The following is a 22,542-nucleotide window of genomic DNA, read 5'->3' on the forward strand; positions in this document are numbered from 1 at the left end:
GTCAGATCACCAGATTGGGCGGTCGACCGGTGCCCATGATGCGAATCTGCTCCTCGAACCTTTTGGCGATCTGCTCGTGCGAGGACCGGGCATCCTTACCCTTCGCCGCCGACGTGGCCGCGCATTCCTCAAGATAACGACGCCAGATGAAATCCCGGTCATGTGCCATTGCAAACCTCCTGCGAAGGCGCCGGCGGCCGGTCTCGGGGCCACCTGCCGGCGTGCTTCCCCTTGGCCTGCATCATGGCAGGTAAGGGCCGCGTTGGCGAATCCTGTCGTCCCCGACGGGTAACGTCCCGCCCCAGGGCATGCGATCGAAAAAACGGAAGTCTGGCGCCCCGGGAGAGACTCGAACTCCCGACCTGCGGTTTAGGAAACCGTTGCTCTGTCCTGCTGAGCTACCGGGGCGCTGGCTGCTGGTTAGGGAAGCGCGCGGGCGCGGTCAATTGTCCGTGCCGGGCGGCCGCACCGGCAACGGCAGCGGCGCCACCGGAACGCCCTCGTCGATCAGCGCCTTGGCCTCGTCGGCGCTTGCCTGCCCGTGGATCGCGCGATGTTCGGTCTCGCCCAGGTGCATCGCCCGTGCCTCGTCCGCAAAGCGCGAACCGACATAGTCGGACCCTTCGAGCGCCTTGGCCTGGGCCTCGGCCAGCACGCGCATCATCTCGCGCATCTTGTCCGGCCCGTCATTGGCGAGCGCGACCGGGCGGGCGTCGCTGCGCTGATTGCCCTTGGCCGCGACGCGCGGCGCCATCACCGCTTTCGAAACATCCGATGATCCGCAGATCGGACAGACGATCCAGCCCTTGGCGCGCTGCCCCTCATAATCGTCGGTCGAACCGAACCAGCCTTCGAACACATGGTTCTGGCCAGCGCAGGCGAGATCGAAAACGATCATCGCGCACCCCGCTTCGTCACGGACAGGATCATGCTCCGCTTCATCATCACGCCTTCATCACCGAAATGGTGTTTCCGTCTGCCTAATTCCACTGCCGCACCCAGCCGATCACCTCGCTCGCCAGCCGGGCGCGATCGTCGGGGGACCGCATCAGCGTTTCTGTCACCAGCAATTGCGGCCCGTTGATGGCTTCTTCACGGTCGGTCACGTCGATCACCAGCCCGTCGATGAAATCGCCATAATGCGCCGCCACGCCCGCCGAGGAGACGGGAACGCCCAGTTCGGCCATGATCTTGGCCGCCGGCCCCTTCACCGCCTTGCCGCCGATGATCGGCGATATCGCCACGATCGCCACGCCCCGTGCCCGCAGGCGGCTACGGACGCCCCGCAACGCCAGGATCGGATCGACGCTGAGCCAGGGGTTGGACGGGCAGATCACCACTGCCTCCAGCGCCGGATCGTCGATCAGGGCAGAGAAGGCAGCGCTCGGGCCGACATCGGGCGCAAGCTGCAACGCCTTCACCCTGGGCGCGCATTGCCGCCGCACGAAATAATCCTGAAAGGCGAGCCGGCCCTCATCAGTATCGACGATCGTCGGCGCAGGATCGTCGGCCATCGGCACGATGCGGTGGGCGATGCCATGGGCCGAAGCGAGCGCCGCCGTCACTGTCGTCAGGCTCTCGCCGCCGCGCAGCCGTCGGGTGCGCTCGACATGGGTCGCAAGGTCGCGATCGCCGAGCCGGAACCATGTCTCGCCGCCCATTCGGCCAAGCTGCTCCATGAACGCCCAGCTTTCGCCGGCGATACCCCAGCCGAGTTCGGGATTGGCGATCCCCGCCAGCGTATAGGTGACCGTGTCGATATCGGGCGAGATCGCAAACCCAAGATGCTCGAAATCGTCACCCGTATTGACGACGATCGCCAGTTCCTCCGGCGGCAGCACCGCCGCCAGCCCGGCCGCCAGCTTCGCGCCACCGACGCCGCCTGCCAAAGCCAAGATCATCGGAACAGATCCATATGCGCCGGCCGCACCAGATCCCGCGCCGCGCCGCCGCGCGCCATTGCCGGCAGCCCCCGCATCAGCACGACCGGGCAAGCCTCATCCGCCTGCCCCATCAGCAACGATCCTGCCGCAGCGATCTCGTCGGCCAACCCAAGCTCCGAAGTTTGCAGCGACCGCCCATGCAAATCGGCCTGCCCACGCAGATCGAGCAATGCCGGCAAACCATGCACGCCGATCGCGGTCCCAACCGTTCCCATCCGCCACGCCCGGCCAAGGCTGTCGACGATCACCACGGCCGGTTCGATGCCCGTAAGTTCGGCCAATCCTTCGGCGATCCGCTGCGCGCTCGCGTCAGGATCGACCGGCAGCAGCAGCGCAACTTCGCCGTCCTGATGGTCGACATTCGACTGGTCGATCCCGGCATTGGCCAGCACCAGCCCGCGTTTGTCGCGCACGATCAGCGCGCCGGGCCGGGTCCGCACCACCTCCACCGTTTCGGACAGGATCAGCTCGACCAACCGTGGGTCCTTGTCGACCTTGGGCGCCAGCTCGATCGCCTCAGCCGAGGGCCTCACCTCGGCCAGCCGCACCAGCCGCCCTTCGGCCTTTGATACGATCTTCTGCGCGATCACGAGCACGTCGCCCGTGCGCAAGGCGAGCCCCGCGCCGTCGAGCGCATCGGCGATGATCCCGGCCAGATCGTCCCCGGCCGCGATCAGCGGCACGCCCGGAACCGCACGGATCAGCAATTCGCGGGCGGCCTCTGCCATCAGTCGTGGAGGCCGGTGATGCGGATACCGGCAGACGGCACCTTGTAGCGCTGGTTGATCGAGATCAGCACCGACGTCAGCGCTTCGGCCACCACCGAATTGCACAGCGGGCCGGCATGGAAGCCGCGCAGCTTGGCCGCTTCGGCAAGCACGATCACCTGCTCGCGCGCGTCGATATCGTCGCCCGCCACCAGCACGTCGCAGTCGAGATCGTGGTCGAGATCGCGCAGATGGTGCGCCGAGATGTTCTGGAAGGCGGAGACAACCCGCACCTCCTCGCCCAGCGCCTTTTGCAGCGCCACGACCGCCGATCCGCCCTCGGGAAGCTGCACGCGGTTCACCTTGGGCGGCACCAGCGGCACGGTCACGTCAACCAGGATCTTGCCCTTGAGTGCGTCGGCGACACCCAGCGCCGTCGCCTGTTGCGCGGCATAGGGAACCGCCAGCACCACGATCTCGCCCGCCGCGGCAGCGCCGGCATTATCGAGGCCGCGAATCTTCGCACCAGGAATCTCGGCAGACAGTTCGGCAGCGGCGGCTTCGGCCTTGGCGGCATCGCGCCCGCCGATCACGACTTCATAGCCCGCGGCCGCCCAGCGCGCGGCCAAGCCACTGCCTTCCTTGCCCGTTCCGCCCAGAACCGCGAGCGTGGGTTTACCCTCTGCCATGATCTCTCCTGTCGATGCGTCGCGCTGCCTTTAGTCAGGCAAGCGTCGCTGGCGCAATCGGCCGGCGATGGGCGAGCACCGGAATGCGCGAGCGAACGTCCGCGACGCGCTTCATGTCCAGATCGGCGAACCCCACGCCATTCTCGCCCTGCATGTCGAGCAGCACGTCGCCCCACGGGTCGATCACCAGCGAATGGCCATAGGTCGCGCGCCCATCGGCATGGGCACCGGCCTGGGCGGCGGCAATGACGAAGGCGCCCGCCTCGATCGCACGCGCGCGCAGCAGTATATGCCAATGCGCGCGGCCCGTGGGCACGGTAAAGGCGGCAGGCACCGACAGGATGACCGCGCCGGCATCGCTCAGTGTGCGGAAAAGATCGGGAAAACGCAGGTCGTAACAGATGGAAAGGCCCATCCGCCCCCAGGGCGTACCGGCCACCACCGCCTGCCCGCCCGGCGCATAGGCGGCCGACTCGCGCCAACTCTCGCCGCTCGGCAGGTCGACGTCGAACAGGTGGATCTTGTCGTATCGGGCGCGAATCGTGCCGGCGTCGTCGATCAGCAGGCCGCGATTGACCAGCCGGCCGTCGCGCCGCTCGCCGGACAGCGCCAGCGATCCGAGATGAACCCAGATGCCGGCCTTGGTCGCCGCCGCGCGCACCGCAGCCAGCACCCGATCATGCGCCTCATCGGCCAGATTGTCGGCGGCGCGGGTGCGGTCGCGATCGAGGAGCCCGCTCATCTCGGGCGTGAACAAGATATCGGCGCCGCCCGCCTTGGCCTGATCGATCGCCGAGACGATCGCCGCGGCGTTCGCCTCCGGGTCGATGCCCGTGCAGCTCTGGAACAGCGCGACGCGCATCAGGCGGCGAGCAGCGCGTCCAGCTTGCCCGCGCGTTCGAGCGCGGCAAGATCGTCGGACCCGCCGACATGCCGATCATTGATGAAGATCTGGGGCACTGTGCTGCCGCCATTGGCGCGCTGGAGCATCTCGGCGCGCTTCGGCCCGCCCATGGTGATGTCATATTCCTCGAAGGTGACGCCCTTGTCGCCGAGCAGCTTCTTGGCGCGCGTGCAATAAGGACACAGGAACTTCGTGTAGATTTCGATCTTGGGCATTGGGGCCCTTCCCTTGCTGGACTCCGATTTACCCCAAGACCTGTGGTGCGGTGCGTCAATTGTCAACATCGCCACCCCCGTCACCACCCCCATCGAGGTCGACCCGCGCCCAGCATAGCAGCCGCACCTCCCTGGCACCCGCTGCCTTCAGCGCGCGAGCGCAGGCATTGGCAGTCGCGCCGGTGGTGTGGACATCGTCGACCAGCAACACATTGTGCCCCTTGATGTCCTGCCGGCGCGCCGGCTTGACCGCGAAAGCGCCCCGCACCGCCTTGGCCCGCTGGCTGCGCCCCAGCCCGCGCAGGACCGGCGTCGCCCGCGTTCGCCCAAGTAGTGCGACGCCCAGCGCCAGCCCACGCCGTCGCGCCAGAACCCGTGCGATCAGCGCCGACTGATTATATCCGCGTCGCCAGATCCGCCAGCGATGGAGCGGCACCGGCACGATGATCGCGTCGCTTTCCCCCACCAGCCTTTCCATCAGCCGGCCGACGGTCTCGGCATTCCCCGGCCGGCCGCCATATTTGAGGCGCATGATGACATGGCGGGCGACCGGCCCATAGACGACCGCCGCCCGCACGCCATCCAGCGCTGGCGGATCGGCCATGCAGCCCGCGCAGATCGTGCCGGCAGGCGCAAAGGGCAATGCGACGCCGCAACGCGCGCAGCCATCCTCGCCCAGAAAATCCAGGCTCTGCCAGCAATCGAGGCAGAAACGATGGTCGTCGGGCGTGATCGCGCCACAGCCGGGGCAGCGCGGCGGTAGCGCCAGCGCGATGATGCGCGACGCGGCATTCCCACCGATCGACATGAGCCCCCTCATGCACCTCTTGTTCCAGCGGCCGCGCGGGCGCACAAGCCCCCGCGATGAGCCAACCGCCCGACCTTGCCGAGATCTTCGACCGCCGCGTCCGCCGCCTGCGTCGTGATCGGGCGGCCACGGGCTTTGCCGCCCATTCCTTCCTGCGCGATCGCATGGTCGAGGATCTGGTCGACCGGCTGGATTCGGTGAAGCGCAGCTTCGGCCGCGCGCTCGATCTCGGCACCGCGGACGGATCGCTTGCGGCCGCGCTCCGCCAGCGCGGCATCAGCACGGTCACGGCCGATTCCGGGTTCGCCTTCGCCCGCGCCGGCCAGGGCGTGCAGTGCGACGAGGATCATATGCCCTTCGCCGACGGCAGCTTCGATCTGGTCGTTTCGGCCGGGGGGCTGGACATGGTGAACGATCTGCCCGGCGCGCTAGCGTTGATCCGCCGCATCCTCCGCCCCGACGGCCTGTTCCTCGCCGCCTTCTTCGGTGCGGGATCGCTCCCCAAGCTGCGCACCGCCTTGATGGCCGCCGACGAAGCGGCCAGCGGCGGCGTCGCCGCGCGCATCCATCCGCAGATCGACGTGCGCGCCGCCGGCGATCTCCTGTCGCGCGCCGGCTTCGCTTTGCCCGTCGCCGATGTCGATCATGCGCAGATTCGTTATGGCGATCCACTGCGGCTGATCGGCGATCTCCGCGGCATGGCCGCCACCAACATCCTGCGCGACCGCCGCGCGCCTGCGCTGACCCGCGCGCACCTCGCCGCGCTGTTCGATGCCTTCGCCGGCATGGCCGACGCCGATGGCCGCGTCACCGAAGAGGTCGAGATCATCCACCTCACCGCCTGGTCCCCCGGCCCCGATCAGCCCCAACCGGCGCGGCGCGGCAGCGGCACAGCCTCACTGGCGGATGCGCTGAAACCAAGGCCGCGCTGAATCGCCGAAAGCAAATCTGGCCCACCTCCAACAGTTTCCGGCCTTGGCATTCACTGCCCCCGTCGCCTAAGCCCCACGCCGATGCTGCGCCGGTTGATTCCCGATCCCTTCATCATCGCCCTGCTCGCCACGGTCGCGTTGGCGACCCTGGTGCCCGCAAGCGGTGGATTCGCGGGCGTGGTCGACATTCTCGCCACGGCCGCGATCGTGCTGCTGTTCTTCTTCCATGGCGCCAAGCTGCCGCGCGAGGCGATCATTGAGGCCCTGGCCCATTGGCGTCTGCACCTCGTCATCCTCGGCTCTACCTTCATCATGTTCCCGCTAGTGGTGCTGGCGGCGCGCTGGGCGGCGCCCGGCCTGCTGCCGACGCCCTTGTGGACGGGCATGCTGTTCATGGCAGCACTCCCCGGCACGGTGCAGTCGGCGATCGCCTTCACCTCGATCGCGCGGGGCAATGTCGCTGCCGCCGTCGCCGCATCCTCCGCATCGCAACTGCTCGGCATTTTCCTCACGCCGCCGCTGGTCGGCCTGCTCGCCGATACGCATGGCGGTGCGGTCGATACCGCCGGCGTCGGCCGCATCTTCCTCGTGCTGTTCGCGCCCTTCGTGGCCGGCCATCTCGCCCGCCCCTGGATCGGCGGCTGGGTCGCCCGCCACAAACCGCTGATCGCGTTGAGCGACCGCAGCGCCATCCTGCTCGCCGTCTACAGCGCCTTTTCGGCCGCCGTCATCGAAGGCATCTGGAGCCGCCTGCCGCTGCCGGTGCTGGGCATACTCGTCGTCGTCTGCCTCGTCTTGCTGGCCTTCGCGCTCCTCTTCACCCGCGGCATCGCCCGCCTGCTCGGCTTCTCGCGCGCGGACGAGATTGCGATCATGTTCTGCGGCACCAAGAAATCGATCGTCCAGGGCGTGCCGATGGCGCGCGTGCTGTTCGCGCCGGCGGATGTCGGCCTGATCCTGATGCCGATCCTGCTGTTCCACCAGTTCCAGTTGATGGCCTGCGCCTGGATCGCCCGTCATTACGCCGCCCAAACGGACGAGGCGGAAGGGGCATGATTCGGCTTCAACCGCTCCCCTTCACGGCCTAAGAAGCAGCCACACAGAGATCAGGAGAATGCCAGCGTGACCGATCCGGCGATCTATCCCGTCCCCGCCGAGTGGAAGGCGAAAGCGAAGGTGGATGCCGCCGGCTACGCCAAACTCCACGGCCGGTCGCTCGCCGATCCCGGCACCTTCTGGCTCGAACAGGCCAAACGGCTCGACTGGATCAAGCGCCCCGAAATCGCCGGCGACTGGTCCTTCGACGAGAAGGATTTCCACATCAGCTGGTTTGCGGACGGCAAGCTCAACGTCTCGGCCAACTGCATCGATCGCCATCTGAAGGAACGCGCCGATCAGCTCGCGATCATCTGGGAGCCGGATGAGCCCTCGGAAGAACCGCGCCGCATCACCTATGCCGAGTTGCACAACGAGGTCTGCCGTTTCGCCAATGTGCTGAAGGCGGCCGGCGCCAAGAAGGGCGATCGCGTCACCATCTACATGCCGATGATCCCGGAGGCAGCGTTCGCCCTGCTCGCCTGCGCCCGCATCGGTGCGGTCCATTCGGTGGTGTTCGGCGGCTTCTCGCCCGATGCACTCGCCGGCCGCATCCAGGATTGCGATTCGACGATCGTCATCACCGCCGATGAAGGCCGCCGGGCTGGCCGGAAGGTGCCGCTCAAGGCCAATGTCGACAAGGCCGCGCCGCATTGCCCGTCGCTCGAAAAGGTGATCGTCGTGAAGGCGACCGGCGGCGCCGTGGACATGGAGCCGGGCCGCGACGTCTGGCACCATGAAATGGCGGCGCTAGTGGCGGACACCTGCCCGCCCGAGCCGATGGGCGCGGAAGACCCGCTGTTCATCCTCTACACCAGCGGATCGACAGGCAAACCCAAGGGCGTGCTCCACACTTCCGGCGGCTATCTGTTGTGGGCGAGCTTCACGCACGAGATGATTTTCGATTACCGCCCCGGCCAGATCTACTGGTGCGCGGCGGACATCGGCTGGGTCACGGGGCACAGCTATATCGTCTATGGCCCTCTCGCCAACGGCGCGACGACCTTGATGTATGAAGGCGTCCCCAACTGGCCGACCGCCAGCCGTATCTGGGAAGTCGCCGACCGGCACGAGGTCGAGATCCTCTACACCGCCCCCACGGCGCTGCGCGCGCTGATGAAGGAAGGCGATGAGTTCGTCACAAAGACGAGCCGCAAGACGCTGAAACTGCTGGGAACGGTCGGCGAACCGATCAACCCGGAGGCATGGCGCTGGTATCATGAAGTCGTCGGCGAAGGCCGCTGCCCGATCGTCGACACCTGGTGGCAGACGGAGACGGGTGCGGCGATGATCGCCCCGCTGCCCGGCGCGATCGATCTCAAGCCCGGCTCCGCCACCAAGCCCTTCTTCGGCATCGAACCGCAATTGGTCGACGCCGATGGCAAGCTGCTCGACGGCGCGACCGAGGGCAATCTGGTGATCGCGCGGAGCTGGCCCGGCCAGATGCGCACTGTCTGGGGCGATCATGCCCGCTTCTTCCAGACCTATTTCAGCACCTATCCGGGCAAATATTTCACCGGCGACGGCTGCCGGCGCGACGAGGACGGTTATTACTGGATCACCGGGCGCGTCGACGATGTCATCAACGTCTCCGGCCACCGCATGGGCACCGCCGAGGTGGAAAGCGCGCTGGTGCTGCACAGCAAGGTCGCCGAGGCCGCCGTCGTCGGCTTCCCGCACGACATCAAGGGCCAGGGCATCTACGCTTATGTGACGCTCAACGCGAACTGCCAGGCCAGCGAGGAATTGCGCGCAGAGCTAAAGCAATGGGTCCGCACCGAAATCGGCCCGATCGCGACGCCCGATGCGATCCAGTTCGCACCCGGCCTGCCCAAGACCCGCTCAGGCAAGATCATGCGCCGCATCCTGCGCAAGATCGCGGAAGGCGACATCTCCTCGCTAGGCGACACCTCGACGCTGGCCGATCCGTCGGTAGTGGACGATCTCGTCACCAACCGGGTGGGCTGAACCTCAGTTCATCCCGCCTTCCGGCGTCGCGTCTCCCAGCCCTTCTTTGCCGCGGCCGAACGGTCTGCGGCGGGACGGCTGGCGGAGGCGCGGCCGCCGTTCCGCCCGCCCTTGCGCGAAGACACATGCGTGTCGGGCTTGCCGCGGCCGGAGCCGGACTTGTTTCCGCCGCCCGATTCCTTGTTCACCGTCGCCCAGGCGCGGCTTTCGGCTTCCTTTTTGGATACGCCGCTTTTCTCATATCCTTGCTCGATATGCTCGGCTTTGCGCTTCTGCTTGTCGGTATATTTGTCCTTGTCGCCCTGGGGCATGGCCCGTCTCCTTCCTGCCCCCGCAGCGATGGAAACGATCGGAGCCCGCCCAGGCTCCCGCTCAGCCCGCGACGCGCTCCAGCAGGCGATCGATCGCCGCGACGCTCGCATCCTCGTCCAGCGCCGGCGCATGGCCGATGCCGGGCACGGTGATGAGATCGAGCCCGTCCACCCGCCGCGCCATCTCCGCCGCGGTGGCAGCGCTCAGCACATCGCTATGCTCGCCCCTGATCAGCCCGACGGGTCGCCCGCCCAGCGCTTCGAAGGCCGGCCACATGTCCATGGCCCCATCCCCCGCCGGCAGCTTCAGCGGCTCGGCAATCTTCATGTCATAGTCGTAGACGATCCGCCCCGCGGGCGTCAGCCGGCACAGCCGCTTCGCCATCGCCAGCCATTGTTCGATCTCATAATCGGGATAGACGGCGAAATTGGTCTGCTGGATGGCGCGTGCGGCGTGCAGCCAGGTCGGCCAGTTCGCCTGCTTGCCGACATAGGTGCGGATGCGCGCAAGGCCCGCGGGCTCGACAACGGGGCCGACATCGTTGAGCAAAGCGCCCGCGATCCGGTCACGCCCCGTGGCGGACAACAGCATCGTCAGCAGCCCGCCCAGCGATGTGCCGAACACCACGAAGCGCCCGACCTTCAACTCCTCCAGCAGCGCTTCCAGATCCTGCAGATAGGTCAGCGGCACATAGGTCATCGGGTCCTTGGCGTAAGCGCTGTCGCCCCGCCCGCGCAGATCGACCGCGATCACCCGCCACGCGCCCGCCAGCCGTTCGGCCACCGGTGAAAAGTCCCGCGCGTTGCGCGTCAGGCCGGGAATGCAGAGGATCGGCGGTCGCCCGTCGCTGCCACCCGCATAGTCGCGATAATGAAGCCGCAAGCCATCCTTCGACCACCAATATTCGTCGCTATATTCCGCCATGCTTGCGTCTCCGTGGTGGCCGCCCCCATATCGCCGCATGACGACGCGCCCGCAAGCATCACCCTACCGCCCCGATCCGGCTATCCTGCAACTGGGGACGGATTATTTCGATCCGGTCGCGGCCGCCGACTTCCCCGAAACGCGGCTGCGCTTCCGCAACGATCGGTGGGCCGCCACGGTGGGCCTGGGCGATCTCGACGATGCGGCCTGGATAAAGCATTTCGGTCGCTTCCAGCCCTTGCCCGACAATCTGCCCGAACCGCTGGCGCTGCGCTATCACGGCCACCAGTTCCGCGTTTACAATCCCGATATCGGCGACGGCCGCGGCTTCCTCTTCGCGCAGATGCGCGATGCGGGCGAACGCCTGCTCGATCTCGGCACCAAGGGATCGGGGCAGACGCCCTATAGCCGCTTCGGCGACGGCCGGCTGACCCTGAAGGGCGGCGTGCGCGAGATCTTGGCGACCGAGATGCTGGAGGCGCTTCGCGTCAACACCTCCAAGACCTTCTCGCTGATCGAGACGGGCGAACAGTTGCACCGCGGCGACGAGCCCTCCCCCACGCGCTCCTCGGTGCTGGTCCGCCTCAGCCACAGCCATATCCGCATCGGCGCCTTCCAGCGTCTCGCTTATTTTCGCGAGACCGACGCCATCCGCCGCCTGGTCAATTATTGCCTGACCGAGCTTTATGGCGAGCAGCCGGGCAATGACCCGGAAATCCGCCTGCTCTCGCTCGTCGTCGATCGCACGGCGAAGCTCGCCGCATCCTATATGGCCGCCGGCTTCGTCCATGGCGTGCTCAACAGCGACAATATCAATATCACCGGCGAAAGCTTCGATTACGGCCCGTGGCGCTTCACGCCGCGCTGGGAACCCGGCTTCACCGCCGCTTATTTCGACGAAAACGGCCTCTACGCCTTCGGCCGTCAGGCGCAGGCGATCCACTGGGATGTCGTCCAGCTCGCGGTGGCGCTGCGCCCGCTTGCCGAAGCCGAAGCGCTGACGCCGCCGCTGGAGGCATTCCCGGCTCTCTACGAGGCCGCCTTCCGCGACGGCATCTTTGCGCGCCTCGGCATCGCCCCGCTCGACGAACAATCGGACATGGCCTTGCTCGAAGCGATGGAGCGCGGTCTCAACAGTACCGACGTCACCATCGATCGCTTCTTCTTCGATTGGCGCGGCGGCAAGCGTCGCGGTCCCTCGCCCGCGGACGAAGCCTACCGCCACGACAGTTTCGCCGCCTTCGGCATGATGCTCGGCGCCTTCCCCAAGGTCGCGACGACCGATCATCCCTATTGGTCCGATCGCGATCCCTGCTCGATGCATATCGAGGAGGTCGAAGCGATCTGGTCCCGCATCGCCGAGGATGACGACTGGAGCGCGCTCGAAGCCAAGGTCGCCGCGATCCGCCGCATGGGCGAGGCAATGGCTTCCTAGTCTCCCCTCCCTCACAGGGAGGGGATTAGGGGGTGGGTAGCGAGCGCGAGCGAGCTTCTTCGTTCCGGCAGAAAGCTACGCCGACGGGTATTGCACCCATCGGCTTCGCCACCCATCCCCAACCCCTCCCTTTTAGGGAGTGGAGCGCGGCTCGGTTTCCGCGGGAACGCTAACTCCACCCGCGAGTTGTGCCTCCCGGGCCCTCCAGGCCCGGACCGGAGGCAATCATGGACCGTCGCACCCTCATTTCCCTGGCATTGTTCTCGATCATCGGCGTCGCTCCGGCGCAAGCCCAGATGCCGACTATTCCCGGAGCATCCGGCGGCGCGGCGGGGATGCTCGGCGGAACACCCGATCTGTCCTCGATGAGCACGGGCAACGCCGCTGGCGTGCTGGAATATTGCATGAAGAACAAGCTGCTCGGCGGCACCGACGCAACATCTGTGCTGGGCGGCCTCACCAAGCAGCCCGACGTCAAGCAATCGGACGATTACAAATTGGGTGAAGCGGGCACCATCGCCACCAGCGGCAAATCGCCGCTCTCGCTGGACAGCGTACCGCCCAAGATGAAAACCAAGGCCTGCAACATGGTGCTCAAGCACGCCAAGTCGCTGATCTGACCGACGTCATGGCGGCCGCACGCGGCGGTTCGGCCCTTGCCACAAGGGCTGAATTCGCGCGTCTGGTGAGTTGCGAAATATCGCCGGGACGGCCATGTATTCCCTTATCCTGTGCGGGCGTTCGTCCCGCCATCTTGTTACGGAACCGCATCGTCCATGTCCGTGTCCGAAATCATTTCCACCGAACCCGCCACCGGTGCCGTGCTTTGGCAGGGCGCTGTCGGCAATGCCTCGCACGAAGTGGCGCTCGCCCGCGCCGCCTGGCCCGCCTGGGCCGCGCAGCCGCTGGCCGTCCGCATCGAAACGCTGCGCCGCTTCGCTAATGTCGTGCGCGGCAAGCTGGATCAGTTCGCCGATCTGATCGCGCGCGAAACCGGTAAGCCCTTGTGGGAAGCGCGCACCGAGGTCGAAAGCGTCATCAACAAGGTCGATATTTCGGTGACGGCCTATTCGGAACGCACCGCCCAGCGCCGTTTCGAAGGGGCGATGGGCGCCAAGAGCGCGGTCCGCCACAAGCCGCATGGCGTGCTCGCCGTGCTGGGGCCGTTCAACTTCCCTGCCCACCTGCCCAACGGGCACATCGTTCCCGCCTTGCTCGCGGGCAATGCGGTCGTGTTCAAGCCGTCGGAAAAGACGCCCGCCACTGGCGCCTTCCTGGTCGATTGCTTCCACGCCGCCGGCGTTCCCGAAGGCGTCATCCGCCTGCTGATCGGCGGGCCGGATGAAGGCCGCGCGCTTGCGTCCGAACCCGGCATCGACGGCCTCCTCTTCACCGGCTCGGCACGGGCCGGCATGGCCCTCCATCGCCAGTTCGCCGAGACGCCCAACAAGATCCTCGCGCTCGAGCTTGGCGGCAACAACCCGCTGGTCGTGTGGGACACGCCCGATATCCAGTCGGCCGCGGTGATCGCGGTCCAGTCCGCCTATATGTCCGCCGGCCAGCGCTGCACCGCGGCGCGCCGGCTGATCGTCAAGGATGGCGCGCATGAGGCTTTGACCGAGGAGATCGGCCGTCTGATCGACCGCATCATCGTCGATCATCCCCATGCCGATCCGCAGCCCTTCATGGGATCGGTGATCGACAATGCCACCGCCGATCAGGTGCAGCAGAGCTTCCTCGATCTGATGATGAAGGGCGGCCGCGCGATCAAGCAGATGGCCCGCCCCGATCCGGCACTCCCCTTCCTGTCGCCGGCGCTGATCGACGTCACCGGCATCGCCAACCGCCCGGACGAGGAGATTTTCGGCCCCGTCCTCCAGATCATCCGCGTGCCGGATTTCGACGCGGCCATCACAGAGGCGAACAACACGCGCTTCGGCCTTTCCGCCTCGCTCATTTCGGGCAGCCCCGATCTCTATGATCGCTTCTGGGGCAATGTCCGCGCGGGCGTCGTCAACTGGAACCGGCCGACGAACGGCGCCCCCTCCAACGCCCCCTTCGGCGGCGTCGGCCTGTCGGGCAACCATCGCCCCAGCGCTTATTATGCTGCGGATTATTGCGCCTATCCGGTCACCTCAGTCGAGGCGGATCAGCCCCGCGCGGCGATCGCCACGGGGTTGCGGGAAAGCTGATGCCGCCAGCGTCTGGCTAAAGGATCGTTAACCACCTTGTCGTACCGCATCTGCCATGATCGGTACGAGCAATCGAGAATGGTGGTCCAGCCGCACCGCCTTGTTTATCTTCATGGTCGCGGCGGCCTTGCCGCTGCTCTGGCCATCGCTTCCCCCGCTTTCCGATCTCCCGGGCCATATGGGCCGGTACAAGGTCGCGCTGGATATCGATCGGTCGCCCTTTCTTTCGCATTATTTCGATTATCATTGGGCGCTGGTCGGCAATCTCGGCGTTGATTTGCTGGTCGTGCCGCTATCCCGGGTCTTCGGGCTCGAGCTGGCAGTAAAGCTCATCACCATCGCCATCCCCCCGCTCACGGTGGCGGGGATGCTGTTCACCGCGCGAGAAATCCACGGCCGGGTTCCGCCGACCGCATTGTTCGCGCTGCCGCTCGCTTACGCTTACCCCTTCCAGTTCGGCTTCCTCAATTTCACGCTGGCGATCGCGCTGATGTTCCTGGGCGTGGGCCTGTGGCTCCGGCTGGGTCGTCTTGGGAAGTTGCGCCTGCGCGCCATCCTGTTCGTGCCGATCAGCTTCATCCTGTTCATCGCCCACAGCGTCGCCTGGGGCATGTTCGGGCTCATCATCGCCGCGATTGAAATCATGACTGCGCGCAAGGCAGGGCAGCGCTGGCCACAAGCCGTGTGGCGCGGCGGGGTGGCCTGCCTGCCGCTTGCCCCGCCCGTGCTGCTGATGGCCGATTGGTGGTTCAACCGCTCTGAGGGCGGAACCGGCCAATTCTGGCGCTGGACGGTGAAGCTCTACCATTTGATCTCCGTCTTGCGGAACACGTCGCGGGGGTTCGACACGCTCAGCGCCTTCATCCTCTATGCGCTGGTCTTGCTGGGCTTGCGCCGCGCCGGGCTCCGGATGGATCCCCGGCTCGGTTTCGCCGCGCTCATCCTGTTCATCGCCTTCCTGTTGATGCCCGGCATCGTCATGAGCGCTGCCTATGCCGATATGCGGCTGGCGGCCTACATGCTCGCAGTCGCCGTGCTCGCGCTGGCGCCCCAATCCGAAGACCCCAAATGGCGACGGCGCATCGCGCTGGCCGGGCTGCTGTTCTTCGCTGTCCGGCTCGGCGTGCAGACATGGACCTATTGGAAGCTCGATCGCGGCTATCAGCCCCAACTGGCGGCGGTGGAACATATCCCGATGGGCTCGCGCGTCTTCGCGATGGTGAATGTCGAATGTCTCGATGCCTGGGGCATGTCGCGAATGGAGCATCTCGGCCAGATGGCGATCGTCCGCCGCGAAGCCTTCGTCAACGGGCAATGGCCGATGCCTGGCGGTCGCCTGCTGACCGTCACCTATGAGGCTGCCAAGGGCTTCGCGCTCGATCCGACGCAGATGCGACGGCCGAAACGGTGCCTCCAGTCCGACAGTATCACGCTGGAACATGTCGTCGCCAAACTCCCGCGCGCGGCGTTCGACTATCTCTGGCTGATCGATTTTCCGGTGGCGGATCAGCCTCGGGATCCGGGCCTGGTGCCGGTATGGCAGGGCAAGCGTGGCATCCTCTATCGGATCGAGCGCTAACCAGCTCTTAACCATCCTGCCGCCATCCTGCCGAACGCCAACCCTGGCGAGGGAAAGATGATGAACCAGATGACCCCTCTGAGGCGCCCGAAAATCAGCCTCGTCATTCCGGTGTTCAATGAAGAGGCGGTGCTCCCGGCACTGTTCATCCGTCTCGATGCGCTGATGAGCGTCATCGGTGGCGACGTCGAAATCCTGATGGTCGACGATGGCAGCCGCGACGCCTCTGGCGAGATGCTGGCCGCTCGTGCCCAGGTTGACCCCCGCTATCGCTACGTCGCCCTCTCGCGCAATTTCGGGCATCAGGCCGCCATCACCGCGGGCATGGAACTGGCCGGCGGCGACGCCGTCATCGTCATGGACGCCGATCTTCAGGACCCTCCCGAAGTCGTGCTCGAACTGATCCAGCGCTGGCGCGACGGTTATGATATCGTCCACGCCCGCCGCCGCAGCCGCGCAGGCGAAACGCGCTTCAAGAAATGGACCGCCAGCCTGTTCTATCGCGGCCTGCGCGCGCTCACCAATGTCGATATCCCGGCCGATGTCGGCGATTTCCGCCTCATCGATCGCCGCGCGCTGGAAACCTTCAGGGCGATGCCCGAACAGGATCGCTTCGTCCGCGGCATGTTCGGCTGGATGGGCTACCGCCAGACCGTCGTCGATTTCGATCGGGACGAGCGGGCGGCCGGCGTCACCAAATATTCGCTGGGCCGCATGGTCCGGCTGGCGTTCGACGGCGTCGTCGGTTTTTCCGACGTGCCCTTGCGGCTCGCGTTGTGGACAGGCGCAATCGTGTCGCTCGGGTCGCTGCTCTACGGCGCCTGGGTCGTCGCGATGGCGATCCTGGGCGTCGGGCTGGTCAGCGGCTGGGCCTCGCTCGCGGTGCTGATTTCCTTCCTCTCGGGTATCAATCTGCTGATGACGGGTATCGTCGGCGTCTATGTCGGCCGCACCCATCGCGAGGTGAAGCAGCGTCCGCTCTACATCGTTGCGCGCGACACCGGCGAAGCCCGCCAGGCGCCCGCGCATATCTTCGCGCGGACGGCCGAAGTCGCCTGATCATGATCGGTCGCAAGATCGGTGCTTTCGGCCTGGTCGGCGGGGCCTCGACGCTGGCCTATATCGCCCTCGCCCTCGGCTTCGGGCGGTTGGGCCTGCATGCCGTCGCGGCCTCTTTCGCGGCCTATCTTGTCGGCATGGTCATCTCCTACGCTGGCCACCGCCACCTCACCTTCGCCTCGCGCCGCCCGCATAGCGAAGCCTTGCCCCGGTTCGTGCTGGTCAACCTGTTCGGGGTGGGCCTTTCGCTCGCCGCCCCTTTCCTGCTCACGGTGACGTTCGGCCTGCCGCCTGCAGTGGCCGTCGCGACCACCACCATCCTCGTGCCCCTGGCCAGCTTCGTCGGCCATAACCGCTTCGTCTTTCCGCAGCGCTCCGACGCCTGATCACGGGCCGCACAAAGCTTTCCTAACCGCCGCAAAAGCATCCTTCCATTGCACGGAGAGGCATGAAGGCTCATCTGCCGCCTCATGTCATCCTTGCTCGATCCCGACGCGCGCGGCCGCGTCATCCTTGTTGGCGCAGGCCCGGGCGATCCGGGCCTTCTCACGCTGCGTGCGGTCGATGCGCTGCGGCAGGCCGATGTCGTCGTACATGACGGCCTCATCGATCCGCGCGTGCTCGATTTCGCGCCGGCGACTGCGCAGCGCATCTCGGTCGCCAAGCAGCGCGCGCGGCACACGCTGCCGCAGGAGGCGATCAACGCCCTCATCATCGCCCACGTGAAGACCGGCGCGATCGTCGTCCGTTTGAAGGGTGGCGACCCCTTCGTCTTCGGCCGCGGTGGCGAGGAAGTGGAAGCCGTCCGCGCCGCCGGCCTCAAGGTGGAGGTCGTTCCCGGCGTCTCTGCCGCGCTCGGCTGCGCGGCGGATGCGATGCTGCCGCTCACCCATCGCGACTGGTCGAGCGCGGTCAGCTTCGTCGCCGGCCAGTGCAAGGGTCTGACCGAACAGAATTGGGCGGGGCTTGCCGGCCAGGGCCGCACCCTCGTCATCTACATGGGCGTCGCCTGCGCCGGCCTGATCGCCGACAAGCTGATGATGGACGGCGTCGCGCCGGACATGCCGGTGGCGGTGCTCGAACGCGGCACGCTCGAAGGCTCCCGCGCGCTCCGCACCCTGCTCGCCGATCTCGGCGGCATGGTGGAGCGGGAGAAAGTGTTAAGCCCGGCGATCATCGTCGTTGGCGAAGTGGTATTGCTGTCGGATGCCGAAAACCGGCTCAAGGCATTGGCAAAGCAGGCGGAGGCGCTCTCTTGAAGATACTGACGGGCAATGATCTGGGGACAGGCGATGTCGTCTGGTGGACGGGCAGCGATTGGTCGCGCCACGTCGCCGACGCGGTCGATGTCGATAATCATGGCGAGGCGATCGCCGCCGCCGAGGACGCCGCCCGCCGCGTCAACGCGCCTTATGTGATCGATGCCGAGGAAACGCCCAACGGCCCCCGCCCCGCCCATATCAAGGACCGCATCCGCGCCGCCGGCCCCACCGTGCGGCTCGATCTCAACATCAAGCCCGCCGATCCCGCGGCAGGAAGCTGGGTGATCTGATGTATAAATACGACCAATATGACCAGGCGATCGTCGACGCCCGCGTCGAGGAATTTCGCGATCAGGTCCAGCGCCGCATCGCCGGCGAAATCACCGAGGATCAGTTCAAGCCACTGCGGCTGATGAACGGCCTCTATCTCCAGCTTCACGCCTACATGCTGCGCGTTGCGATCCCCTATGGCACGCTCGACAGCCGCCAGATGCGGATGCTCGCCCATATCGCGCGCAAATACGACAAGGATTACGGGCACTTCACCACCCGCCAGAACATCCAGTATAACTGGATCAAGCTGGACGACGCGCCCGATATCCTCGCGGACCTTGCCTCGGTCGAGATGCACGCCATCCAGACCAGCGGCAACTGCATCCGCAACATCTCGTCCGATCAGTTCGCCGGCGCCGCTGCCGACGAGGTGACGGACCCGCGCCCCTGGGCCGAGTTGCTCCGCCAATGGTCGACCTTCCACCCGGAATTCAGTTACCTGCCGCGCAAGTTCAAGATCGCGGTGGTCGCCGCCGAGGAAGATCGCGCCGCGGTCAAACTCCACGACATCGGCATCCAGCTTCGCCGCAACGATGCGGGCGAAGTCGGCGCGCGTATCTTCGTCGGCGGCGGCATGGGCCGCACCCCGATGGTGGCGCCCGTGATCCGCGAGTTCGTGCCGATCGACGATCTGCTGAGCTACGTCGAGGCGTGCCTGCGCGTCTACAATCGCTACGGCCGGCGCGACAACATCTACAAGGCGCGGATCAAGATCCTCGTGCATGAGCTTGGCGCGGAAGAATATGCCCGCCAGGTCGAGGAAGAATGGGCGCATGTGAAGACGCTCGGCCTCGATCCGCCCCCGGGCGAGTTCGATCGCATCGCCGCCTTCTTCGCGCCCCCGGCGTTCGAAACCGGCCTGTCCGACGATCTCGATCGTTCGGACCCCGATTTCGCGCTCTGGGTCGATCAGAACGTCAAGGCACACAAGCAACCGGGCTATGCGATCGTCAATATCAGCTTGAAGCCGGTCGGCGGCATTCCTGGCGATGCGTCTTCCGCGCAGATCGACCTGATGGCCGACCTCGCCGAACGCTACAGCTTCGACGAGCTTCGCGTCACCCACGCGCAGAACATCGTCCTGCCGCATGTGAAGAAGGCCGATCTTTACGCGATCTGGCAGCAGCTCGACGCCGATGGCCTCGCCTCGCCCAATCTTGACCTGATCAGCGATATCATTGCCTGCCCCGGCCTCGATTATTGCTCGCTCGCCAACGCCCGCTCGATCCCGATCGCGCAGAAGATCGCCCAGCGCTTCGCCGGCCTCGATCGCCAGCGCGACCTCGGCGAACTCAAGCTCAAGATCTCAGGCTGCATCAACGCCTGTGGCCATCACCATGCGGGCCACATCGGCATCCTCGGTGTCGACCGTAAGGGCACCGAGAATTACCAGCTCCTGCTCGGCGGGTCCGGCGCCGAAGATGCCAGCCTCGGTCGCATCACCGGCCCCGGCTTCGATGAGGACGGCATCGTCGACGCGGTCGAGCGCACGGTCGAGAAATATCGCGAGCTTCGCACCGATGGCGAACGCTTCCTCGACACCTACCGCCGCGTTGGCTTGGACCCCTTCAAGGAGGCGATTTATGGGTGATTTCCTGCGCTTCCGCGATGATGCCCAGCATGAGGAGCCGGCCGTCACGCTCGACGCTTTCCTGGGGCAAACCAACGCCACCGCCGTGCGGCTGGAATCGGATGAGGATGCGCGCAAGCTCATCCCCCAGCTCGGCCAGCTTGCGCTGATCGAGATCGCCTTCCCCAAGTTCCGCGACGGGCGGGGCTATTCGGCCGCCCGCATCCTGCGTGAAGCCGGTTACCAGGGCGAATTGCGCGCCGCCGGCGACGTGCTGGTCGATCAGATTCCCCTGATGCGCCGCTGCGGCTTCGACAGCTTCGCGCCGGAGGCTTCGGTCGATCCTGCCGCGCTCGAACGCGCGCTCGGCCGTTACGATCATGTCTATCAGAAGGCGGCGGACGGACGTTCGCCGGTATGGGCGCTGCGCCATGGCTGATGCGGCGCGCAGCGTCGACACGATCGACACCGCTCCGGCCTTCACGGCCGAGGATGCGGCGCGCCTCAACGCGCGCTTCGACGGTGTCGATGCGTCCGCGATGCTGCGCGAGTTGCTGACCGGCGAACTGGCCGGCCGCACCGCGATCGTCTCCTCCTTCGGAGCGGAATCGGCGGTGCTGCTGCATCTTGTTTCGCAGATTGACACCGAAACGCCGGTCATTTTCGTCAACACACAGAAGATGTTCGGTGAAACTCTTGCCTATCGGGATGAACTTTCCGAACGGCTCGGCTTCGTCGATCTGCGCGTCTTCCGCCCCGATCCGCGCATCCTTGCCGACCAGGACAAGACGGGCCTGCGCTGGTCCTACGATCCCGACGGCTGCTGCGAGATTCGCAAGGTCGAGCCGCTGCGCCGCGCGCTTGCCCCCTTCGACGCCTGGATTTCAGGCCGCAAGGGCTTCCAGTCGGGCACCCGCATCGCGCTCCCCCGTTTCGAGATCGACGAGGGCCGGCTGAAGATCAATCCGTTGGCCGATTGGCCCAAGGACCAGCTGGAAGCCTATTTCCACGACCATGATCTGCCCCGCCACCCGCTGGAGGCACAGGGTTATCTCTCGATCGGCTGCGCGCCCTGCACCAGCATCGTCAAGCCGGGCGAAGATCCCCGCGCGGGCCGCTGGCGCGGTTGGGACAAGGTGGAATGCGGCATCCACGGCGGCCGCACGCCCGGCCCGGACGAAGAACCGGTGTTCTAGGCCTAGTGGGCGGATTCTGACGGTGAACGGCCGTCGGGGTTTCAAGCGGTGACTCTAAGGAAAGCGGGTATCGCCCTTCTTCCTCCCCTCCCTTAAAGGGAGGGGCTGGGGGTGGGTCGCGAGCGTGAGCGAGCTTCTCTCGGAAAGCGCAAAGCTACGCCGACGTGCATTGAGCCCATCGGCTCCGCCACCCACCCCTAACCCCTCCCTTCCAGGGAGGGGAATTATGTCGCCCTGGCTTACGCCGCGATCGGATCGGGCCTTTTCTCGCCGAAGGTGACGACCGTGCCGTTGATCCGCTTGTGGGTCGCTTCAGCCTCCGCCAGCGGATTGTAGAACTGGCGATACCACAGGCGCACCTTGCCATAGGGTCCGTCCGCCGGGATCTGCATCGGGTTGATGCAGGCTTCCTTGTTGGCCCAGATCTCCACGTCCTGCCCCAGCGCATCGCGGCTGGCGATCTGGAAGGCGCGCGCCATCTCCAGTTGCTCCGGGCTGGGATCGGCATTGGGCAGCTTCACCATCAGCGCGTGCCACAGCCGCACCGTGCCGTCCTCGACCGGCGTGTGCGCGATCACCATGTGCGACGGGAAGGCGCCGTGCATTTCGGATTGCAGGATGCCCGGTCCTTCATACCAGGTGTCCAGCGACAGCACCGGCGCCTCCGCGCTGGTCAGCGTGCGGTGGCCCGCGTCGAAGCGCTGGACGATCTTATGGCCATCGAACACATTGTCGAAATATTGGATGTCGAGGCTGCCGTGGATCGGCACGAAGTGGCCGTAATCCGCCATGTTATCGACGATCTCGACCTGGTGGATCGGCAGCGTCCCGTAATCGTCGATCACCCAGCGGACCCAGCCTTCATCCTGCTTGTCCCACGCGGCGAAGGCCGGCAGGTCATGATCCGGCTGGCCGCCCTCCGGGTCGTGCCACATCCAGATGATGCCCGCGCGCTCGATCACCGGATAGGTTTTCAAGCACGCCGCCTTGGGGATGAAGTTGGGCGAATAGGGAATATCGTCGCACTTCCCGTCCTCGCCGAAGCGCCAGCCATGGAAGGGGCAGCGGATCGATTCGCCCTGCACCTGTTCGCCGTCGCGCACGACATAGGAGGTCGTGTTCTTGCCGATATGGGCGCCCATGTGCGGGCAATAGGCGTGGACGAGGTGCGGTTTGCCGCTCTGCCCGCGGTAGAACACCATGTCCTTGCCGAAGAAATGCAAGGTCGTCGGCTTCGCCTCCAAGGTCGCCGCATCGCCGAGCATGAACCAGCCCCGCGGAAAGGCGAAAGCCCCAAGCTTGTAATCCTGCGCACCGGCCACCAGCCGCTCTCCTTCGCGATTATGATATCGGGCAAGGATTATCCTTCCGGGCATGACGCTCAAGCCCGCAGTTCGCCCACCATGCTGTGCATTTTTG

Annotated in this window: 25 protein-coding genes and 1 tRNA gene; 14 read left to right on the plus strand and 12 right to left on the minus strand. The window is 66.1% G+C overall.

All coding sequences use genetic code 11. The features are described 5' to 3' along the window. Position 1: 1 nt before the first annotated feature. From ACFB49_RS06620 to ACFB49_RS06660, 9 genes are all read right to left on the minus strand, one after another. Positions 2 to 169, minus strand: a complete 168-nt coding sequence (locus ACFB49_RS06620) for a hypothetical protein (protein ID WP_380877518.1) — start codon at positions 167 to 169, stop codon at positions 2 to 4. Positions 170 to 331: 162 nt separating this feature from the next. Beyond that, positions 332 to 408, minus strand: a tRNA-Arg gene (locus tag ACFB49_RS06625). A gap of 34 nt (positions 409 to 442) precedes the next feature. Continuing rightward, the gene (locus tag ACFB49_RS06630) at positions 443 to 898 is read right to left on the minus strand and encodes a DUF1178 family protein (protein ID WP_380877520.1); all 456 of its coding nucleotides are present in this window, start codon (positions 896 to 898) and stop codon (positions 443 to 445) included. Positions 899 to 980: 82 nt separating this feature from the next. After that, positions 981 to 1,901, minus strand: a complete 921-nt coding sequence (cofD, locus tag ACFB49_RS06635) for a 2-phospho-L-lactate transferase (protein WP_380877522.1) — start codon at positions 1,899 to 1,901, stop codon at positions 981 to 983. Next, the gene (gene cofE / locus ACFB49_RS06640) at positions 1,898 to 2,671 is read right to left on the minus strand and encodes a coenzyme F420-0:L-glutamate ligase (protein ID WP_380877524.1); all 774 of its coding nucleotides are present in this window, start codon (positions 2,669 to 2,671) and stop codon (positions 1,898 to 1,900) included. The genes cofD and cofE overlap by 4 nt, the downstream gene beginning before the upstream one ends. After that, complete coding sequence (npdG, locus tag ACFB49_RS06645) at positions 2,671 to 3,339, minus strand: NADPH-dependent F420 reductase (protein WP_380877527.1); 669 nt, start codon at positions 3,337 to 3,339, stop codon at positions 2,671 to 2,673. Before npdG ends, cofE begins: the two co-directional genes overlap by 1 nt. Positions 3,340 to 3,373: 34 nt before the next feature. Beyond that, positions 3,374 to 4,201, minus strand: a complete 828-nt coding sequence (locus tag ACFB49_RS06650) for a carbon-nitrogen hydrolase family protein (protein WP_380877530.1) — start codon at positions 4,199 to 4,201, stop codon at positions 3,374 to 3,376. After that, positions 4,201 to 4,458 (minus strand): glutaredoxin 3, encoded by a 258-nt coding sequence (gene grxC / locus ACFB49_RS06655; RefSeq protein WP_380877533.1) that lies wholly within the window; start codon positions 4,456 to 4,458, stop codon positions 4,201 to 4,203. Before grxC ends, ACFB49_RS06650 begins: the two co-directional genes overlap by 1 nt. Positions 4,459 to 4,513: 55 nt before the next feature. Further along, a complete protein-coding gene (locus tag ACFB49_RS06660) occupies positions 4,514 to 5,266 on the minus strand; it encodes a double zinc ribbon domain-containing protein (RefSeq protein ID WP_380877536.1) in 753 nt (250 codons plus the stop codon). Positions 5,267 to 5,322: 56 nt separating this feature from the next. Here ACFB49_RS06660 and ACFB49_RS06665 point away from each other — a divergent pair, with 56 nt between their 5' ends. The 3 genes from ACFB49_RS06665 to acs all read left to right on the plus strand — a co-directional run bounded on the left by ACFB49_RS06665 (position 5,323) and on the right by acs (position 9,261). Then, positions 5,323 to 6,198: a class I SAM-dependent methyltransferase gene (locus ACFB49_RS06665; RefSeq protein ID WP_380877538.1), complete on the plus strand. Its 876-nt coding sequence runs from the start codon at positions 5,323 to 5,325 to the stop codon at positions 6,196 to 6,198. A gap of 81 nt (positions 6,199 to 6,279) precedes the next feature. Beyond that, on the plus strand, positions 6,280 to 7,254 hold the full coding sequence (locus ACFB49_RS06670) for a bile acid:sodium symporter family protein (RefSeq protein WP_380877541.1): 975 nt from the start codon (positions 6,280 to 6,282) through the stop codon (positions 7,252 to 7,254). A 66-nt stretch (positions 7,255 to 7,320) separates the two neighbouring features. Beyond that, the gene (gene acs, locus ACFB49_RS06675) at positions 7,321 to 9,261 is read left to right on the plus strand and encodes an acetate--CoA ligase (RefSeq protein WP_380877544.1); all 1,941 of its coding nucleotides are present in this window, start codon (positions 7,321 to 7,323) and stop codon (positions 9,259 to 9,261) included. Positions 9,262 to 9,269: 8 nt separating this feature from the next. Here the strand turns inward: acs and ACFB49_RS06680 are convergent, their stop codons facing one another. Both ACFB49_RS06680 and ACFB49_RS06685 read right to left on the minus strand, forming a co-directional pair. Continuing rightward, on the minus strand, positions 9,270 to 9,572 hold the full coding sequence (locus tag ACFB49_RS06680; RefSeq protein ID WP_380877547.1) for a plasmid stabilization protein: 303 nt from the start codon (positions 9,570 to 9,572) through the stop codon (positions 9,270 to 9,272). 61 nt (positions 9,573 to 9,633) lie between these two features. Next, positions 9,634 to 10,497: an alpha/beta fold hydrolase gene (locus ACFB49_RS06685; RefSeq protein ID WP_380877550.1), complete on the minus strand. Its 864-nt coding sequence runs from the start codon at positions 10,495 to 10,497 to the stop codon at positions 9,634 to 9,636. Between the two features lie 37 nt (positions 10,498 to 10,534). On the opposite strand from ACFB49_RS06685, the gene ACFB49_RS06690 reads away from it, so the two are divergent. The 11 genes from ACFB49_RS06690 (at position 10,535) to ACFB49_RS06740 (ending at position 21,123) form a co-directional block, all read left to right on the plus strand. Beyond that, positions 10,535 to 11,932 carry a protein adenylyltransferase SelO family protein gene (locus ACFB49_RS06690; RefSeq protein WP_380877552.1) on the plus strand — a complete coding sequence of 466 codons (1,398 nt, stop codon included), beginning with the start codon at positions 10,535 to 10,537 and terminating at the stop codon, positions 11,930 to 11,932. Between the two features lie 227 nt (positions 11,933 to 12,159). After that, positions 12,160 to 12,552: a DUF2501 domain-containing protein gene (locus tag ACFB49_RS06695; protein ID WP_380877555.1), complete on the plus strand. Its 393-nt coding sequence runs from the start codon at positions 12,160 to 12,162 to the stop codon at positions 12,550 to 12,552. A 156-nt stretch (positions 12,553 to 12,708) separates the two neighbouring features. Beyond that, the gene (gene astD, locus ACFB49_RS06700; RefSeq protein ID WP_380877558.1) at positions 12,709 to 14,124 is read left to right on the plus strand and encodes a succinylglutamate-semialdehyde dehydrogenase; all 1,416 of its coding nucleotides are present in this window, start codon (positions 12,709 to 12,711) and stop codon (positions 14,122 to 14,124) included. 55 nt (positions 14,125 to 14,179) lie between these two features. Beyond that, positions 14,180 to 15,703, plus strand: coding sequence for a hypothetical protein (locus ACFB49_RS06705; RefSeq protein ID WP_380877561.1), 1,524 nt, complete (start codon positions 14,180 to 14,182; stop codon positions 15,701 to 15,703). Between the two features lie 60 nt (positions 15,704 to 15,763). Beyond that, positions 15,764 to 16,762, plus strand: a complete 999-nt coding sequence (locus ACFB49_RS06710; protein ID WP_380877564.1) for a glycosyltransferase family 2 protein — start codon at positions 15,764 to 15,766, stop codon at positions 16,760 to 16,762. A gap of 2 nt (positions 16,763 to 16,764) precedes the next feature. Then, positions 16,765 to 17,148 carry a GtrA family protein gene (locus tag ACFB49_RS06715; RefSeq protein WP_380877566.1) on the plus strand — a complete coding sequence of 128 codons (384 nt, stop codon included), beginning with the start codon at positions 16,765 to 16,767 and terminating at the stop codon, positions 17,146 to 17,148. Positions 17,149 to 17,232: 84 nt separating this feature from the next. Then, positions 17,233 to 18,021 (plus strand): uroporphyrinogen-III C-methyltransferase, encoded by a 789-nt coding sequence (gene cobA / locus ACFB49_RS06720; RefSeq protein ID WP_380877569.1) that lies wholly within the window; start codon positions 17,233 to 17,235, stop codon positions 18,019 to 18,021. After that, on the plus strand, positions 18,018 to 18,314 hold the full coding sequence (locus tag ACFB49_RS06725; protein WP_380877572.1) for a DUF2849 domain-containing protein: 297 nt from the start codon (positions 18,018 to 18,020) through the stop codon (positions 18,312 to 18,314). The genes cobA and ACFB49_RS06725 overlap by 4 nt, the downstream gene beginning before the upstream one ends. Then, positions 18,314 to 19,948, plus strand: coding sequence for a nitrite/sulfite reductase (locus ACFB49_RS06730; protein WP_380877575.1), 1,635 nt, complete (start codon positions 18,314 to 18,316; stop codon positions 19,946 to 19,948). The genes ACFB49_RS06725 and ACFB49_RS06730 overlap by 1 nt, the downstream gene beginning before the upstream one ends. Next, positions 19,941 to 20,366, plus strand: a complete 426-nt coding sequence (locus ACFB49_RS06735; RefSeq protein ID WP_380877577.1) for a DUF934 domain-containing protein — start codon at positions 19,941 to 19,943, stop codon at positions 20,364 to 20,366. Before ACFB49_RS06730 ends, ACFB49_RS06735 begins: the two co-directional genes overlap by 8 nt. Further along, positions 20,359 to 21,123: a phosphoadenylyl-sulfate reductase gene (locus ACFB49_RS06740; RefSeq protein ID WP_380877580.1), complete on the plus strand. Its 765-nt coding sequence runs from the start codon at positions 20,359 to 20,361 to the stop codon at positions 21,121 to 21,123. Before ACFB49_RS06735 ends, ACFB49_RS06740 begins: the two co-directional genes overlap by 8 nt. A 239-nt stretch (positions 21,124 to 21,362) precedes the next feature. Here ACFB49_RS06740 and ACFB49_RS06745 read toward each other — a convergent pair whose 3' ends face one another. Further along, complete coding sequence (locus tag ACFB49_RS06745) at positions 21,363 to 22,445, minus strand: Rieske 2Fe-2S domain-containing protein (RefSeq protein WP_380877582.1); 1,083 nt, start codon at positions 22,443 to 22,445, stop codon at positions 21,363 to 21,365. Positions 22,446 to 22,542: the final 97 nt, after the last annotated feature.

Source organism: Sphingomonas sp. DBB INV C78 (assembly GCF_042693015.1).
In the GTDB taxonomy this organism is placed as follows: Bacteria; Pseudomonadota; Alphaproteobacteria; order Sphingomonadales; family Sphingomonadaceae; genus Sphingomonas_E.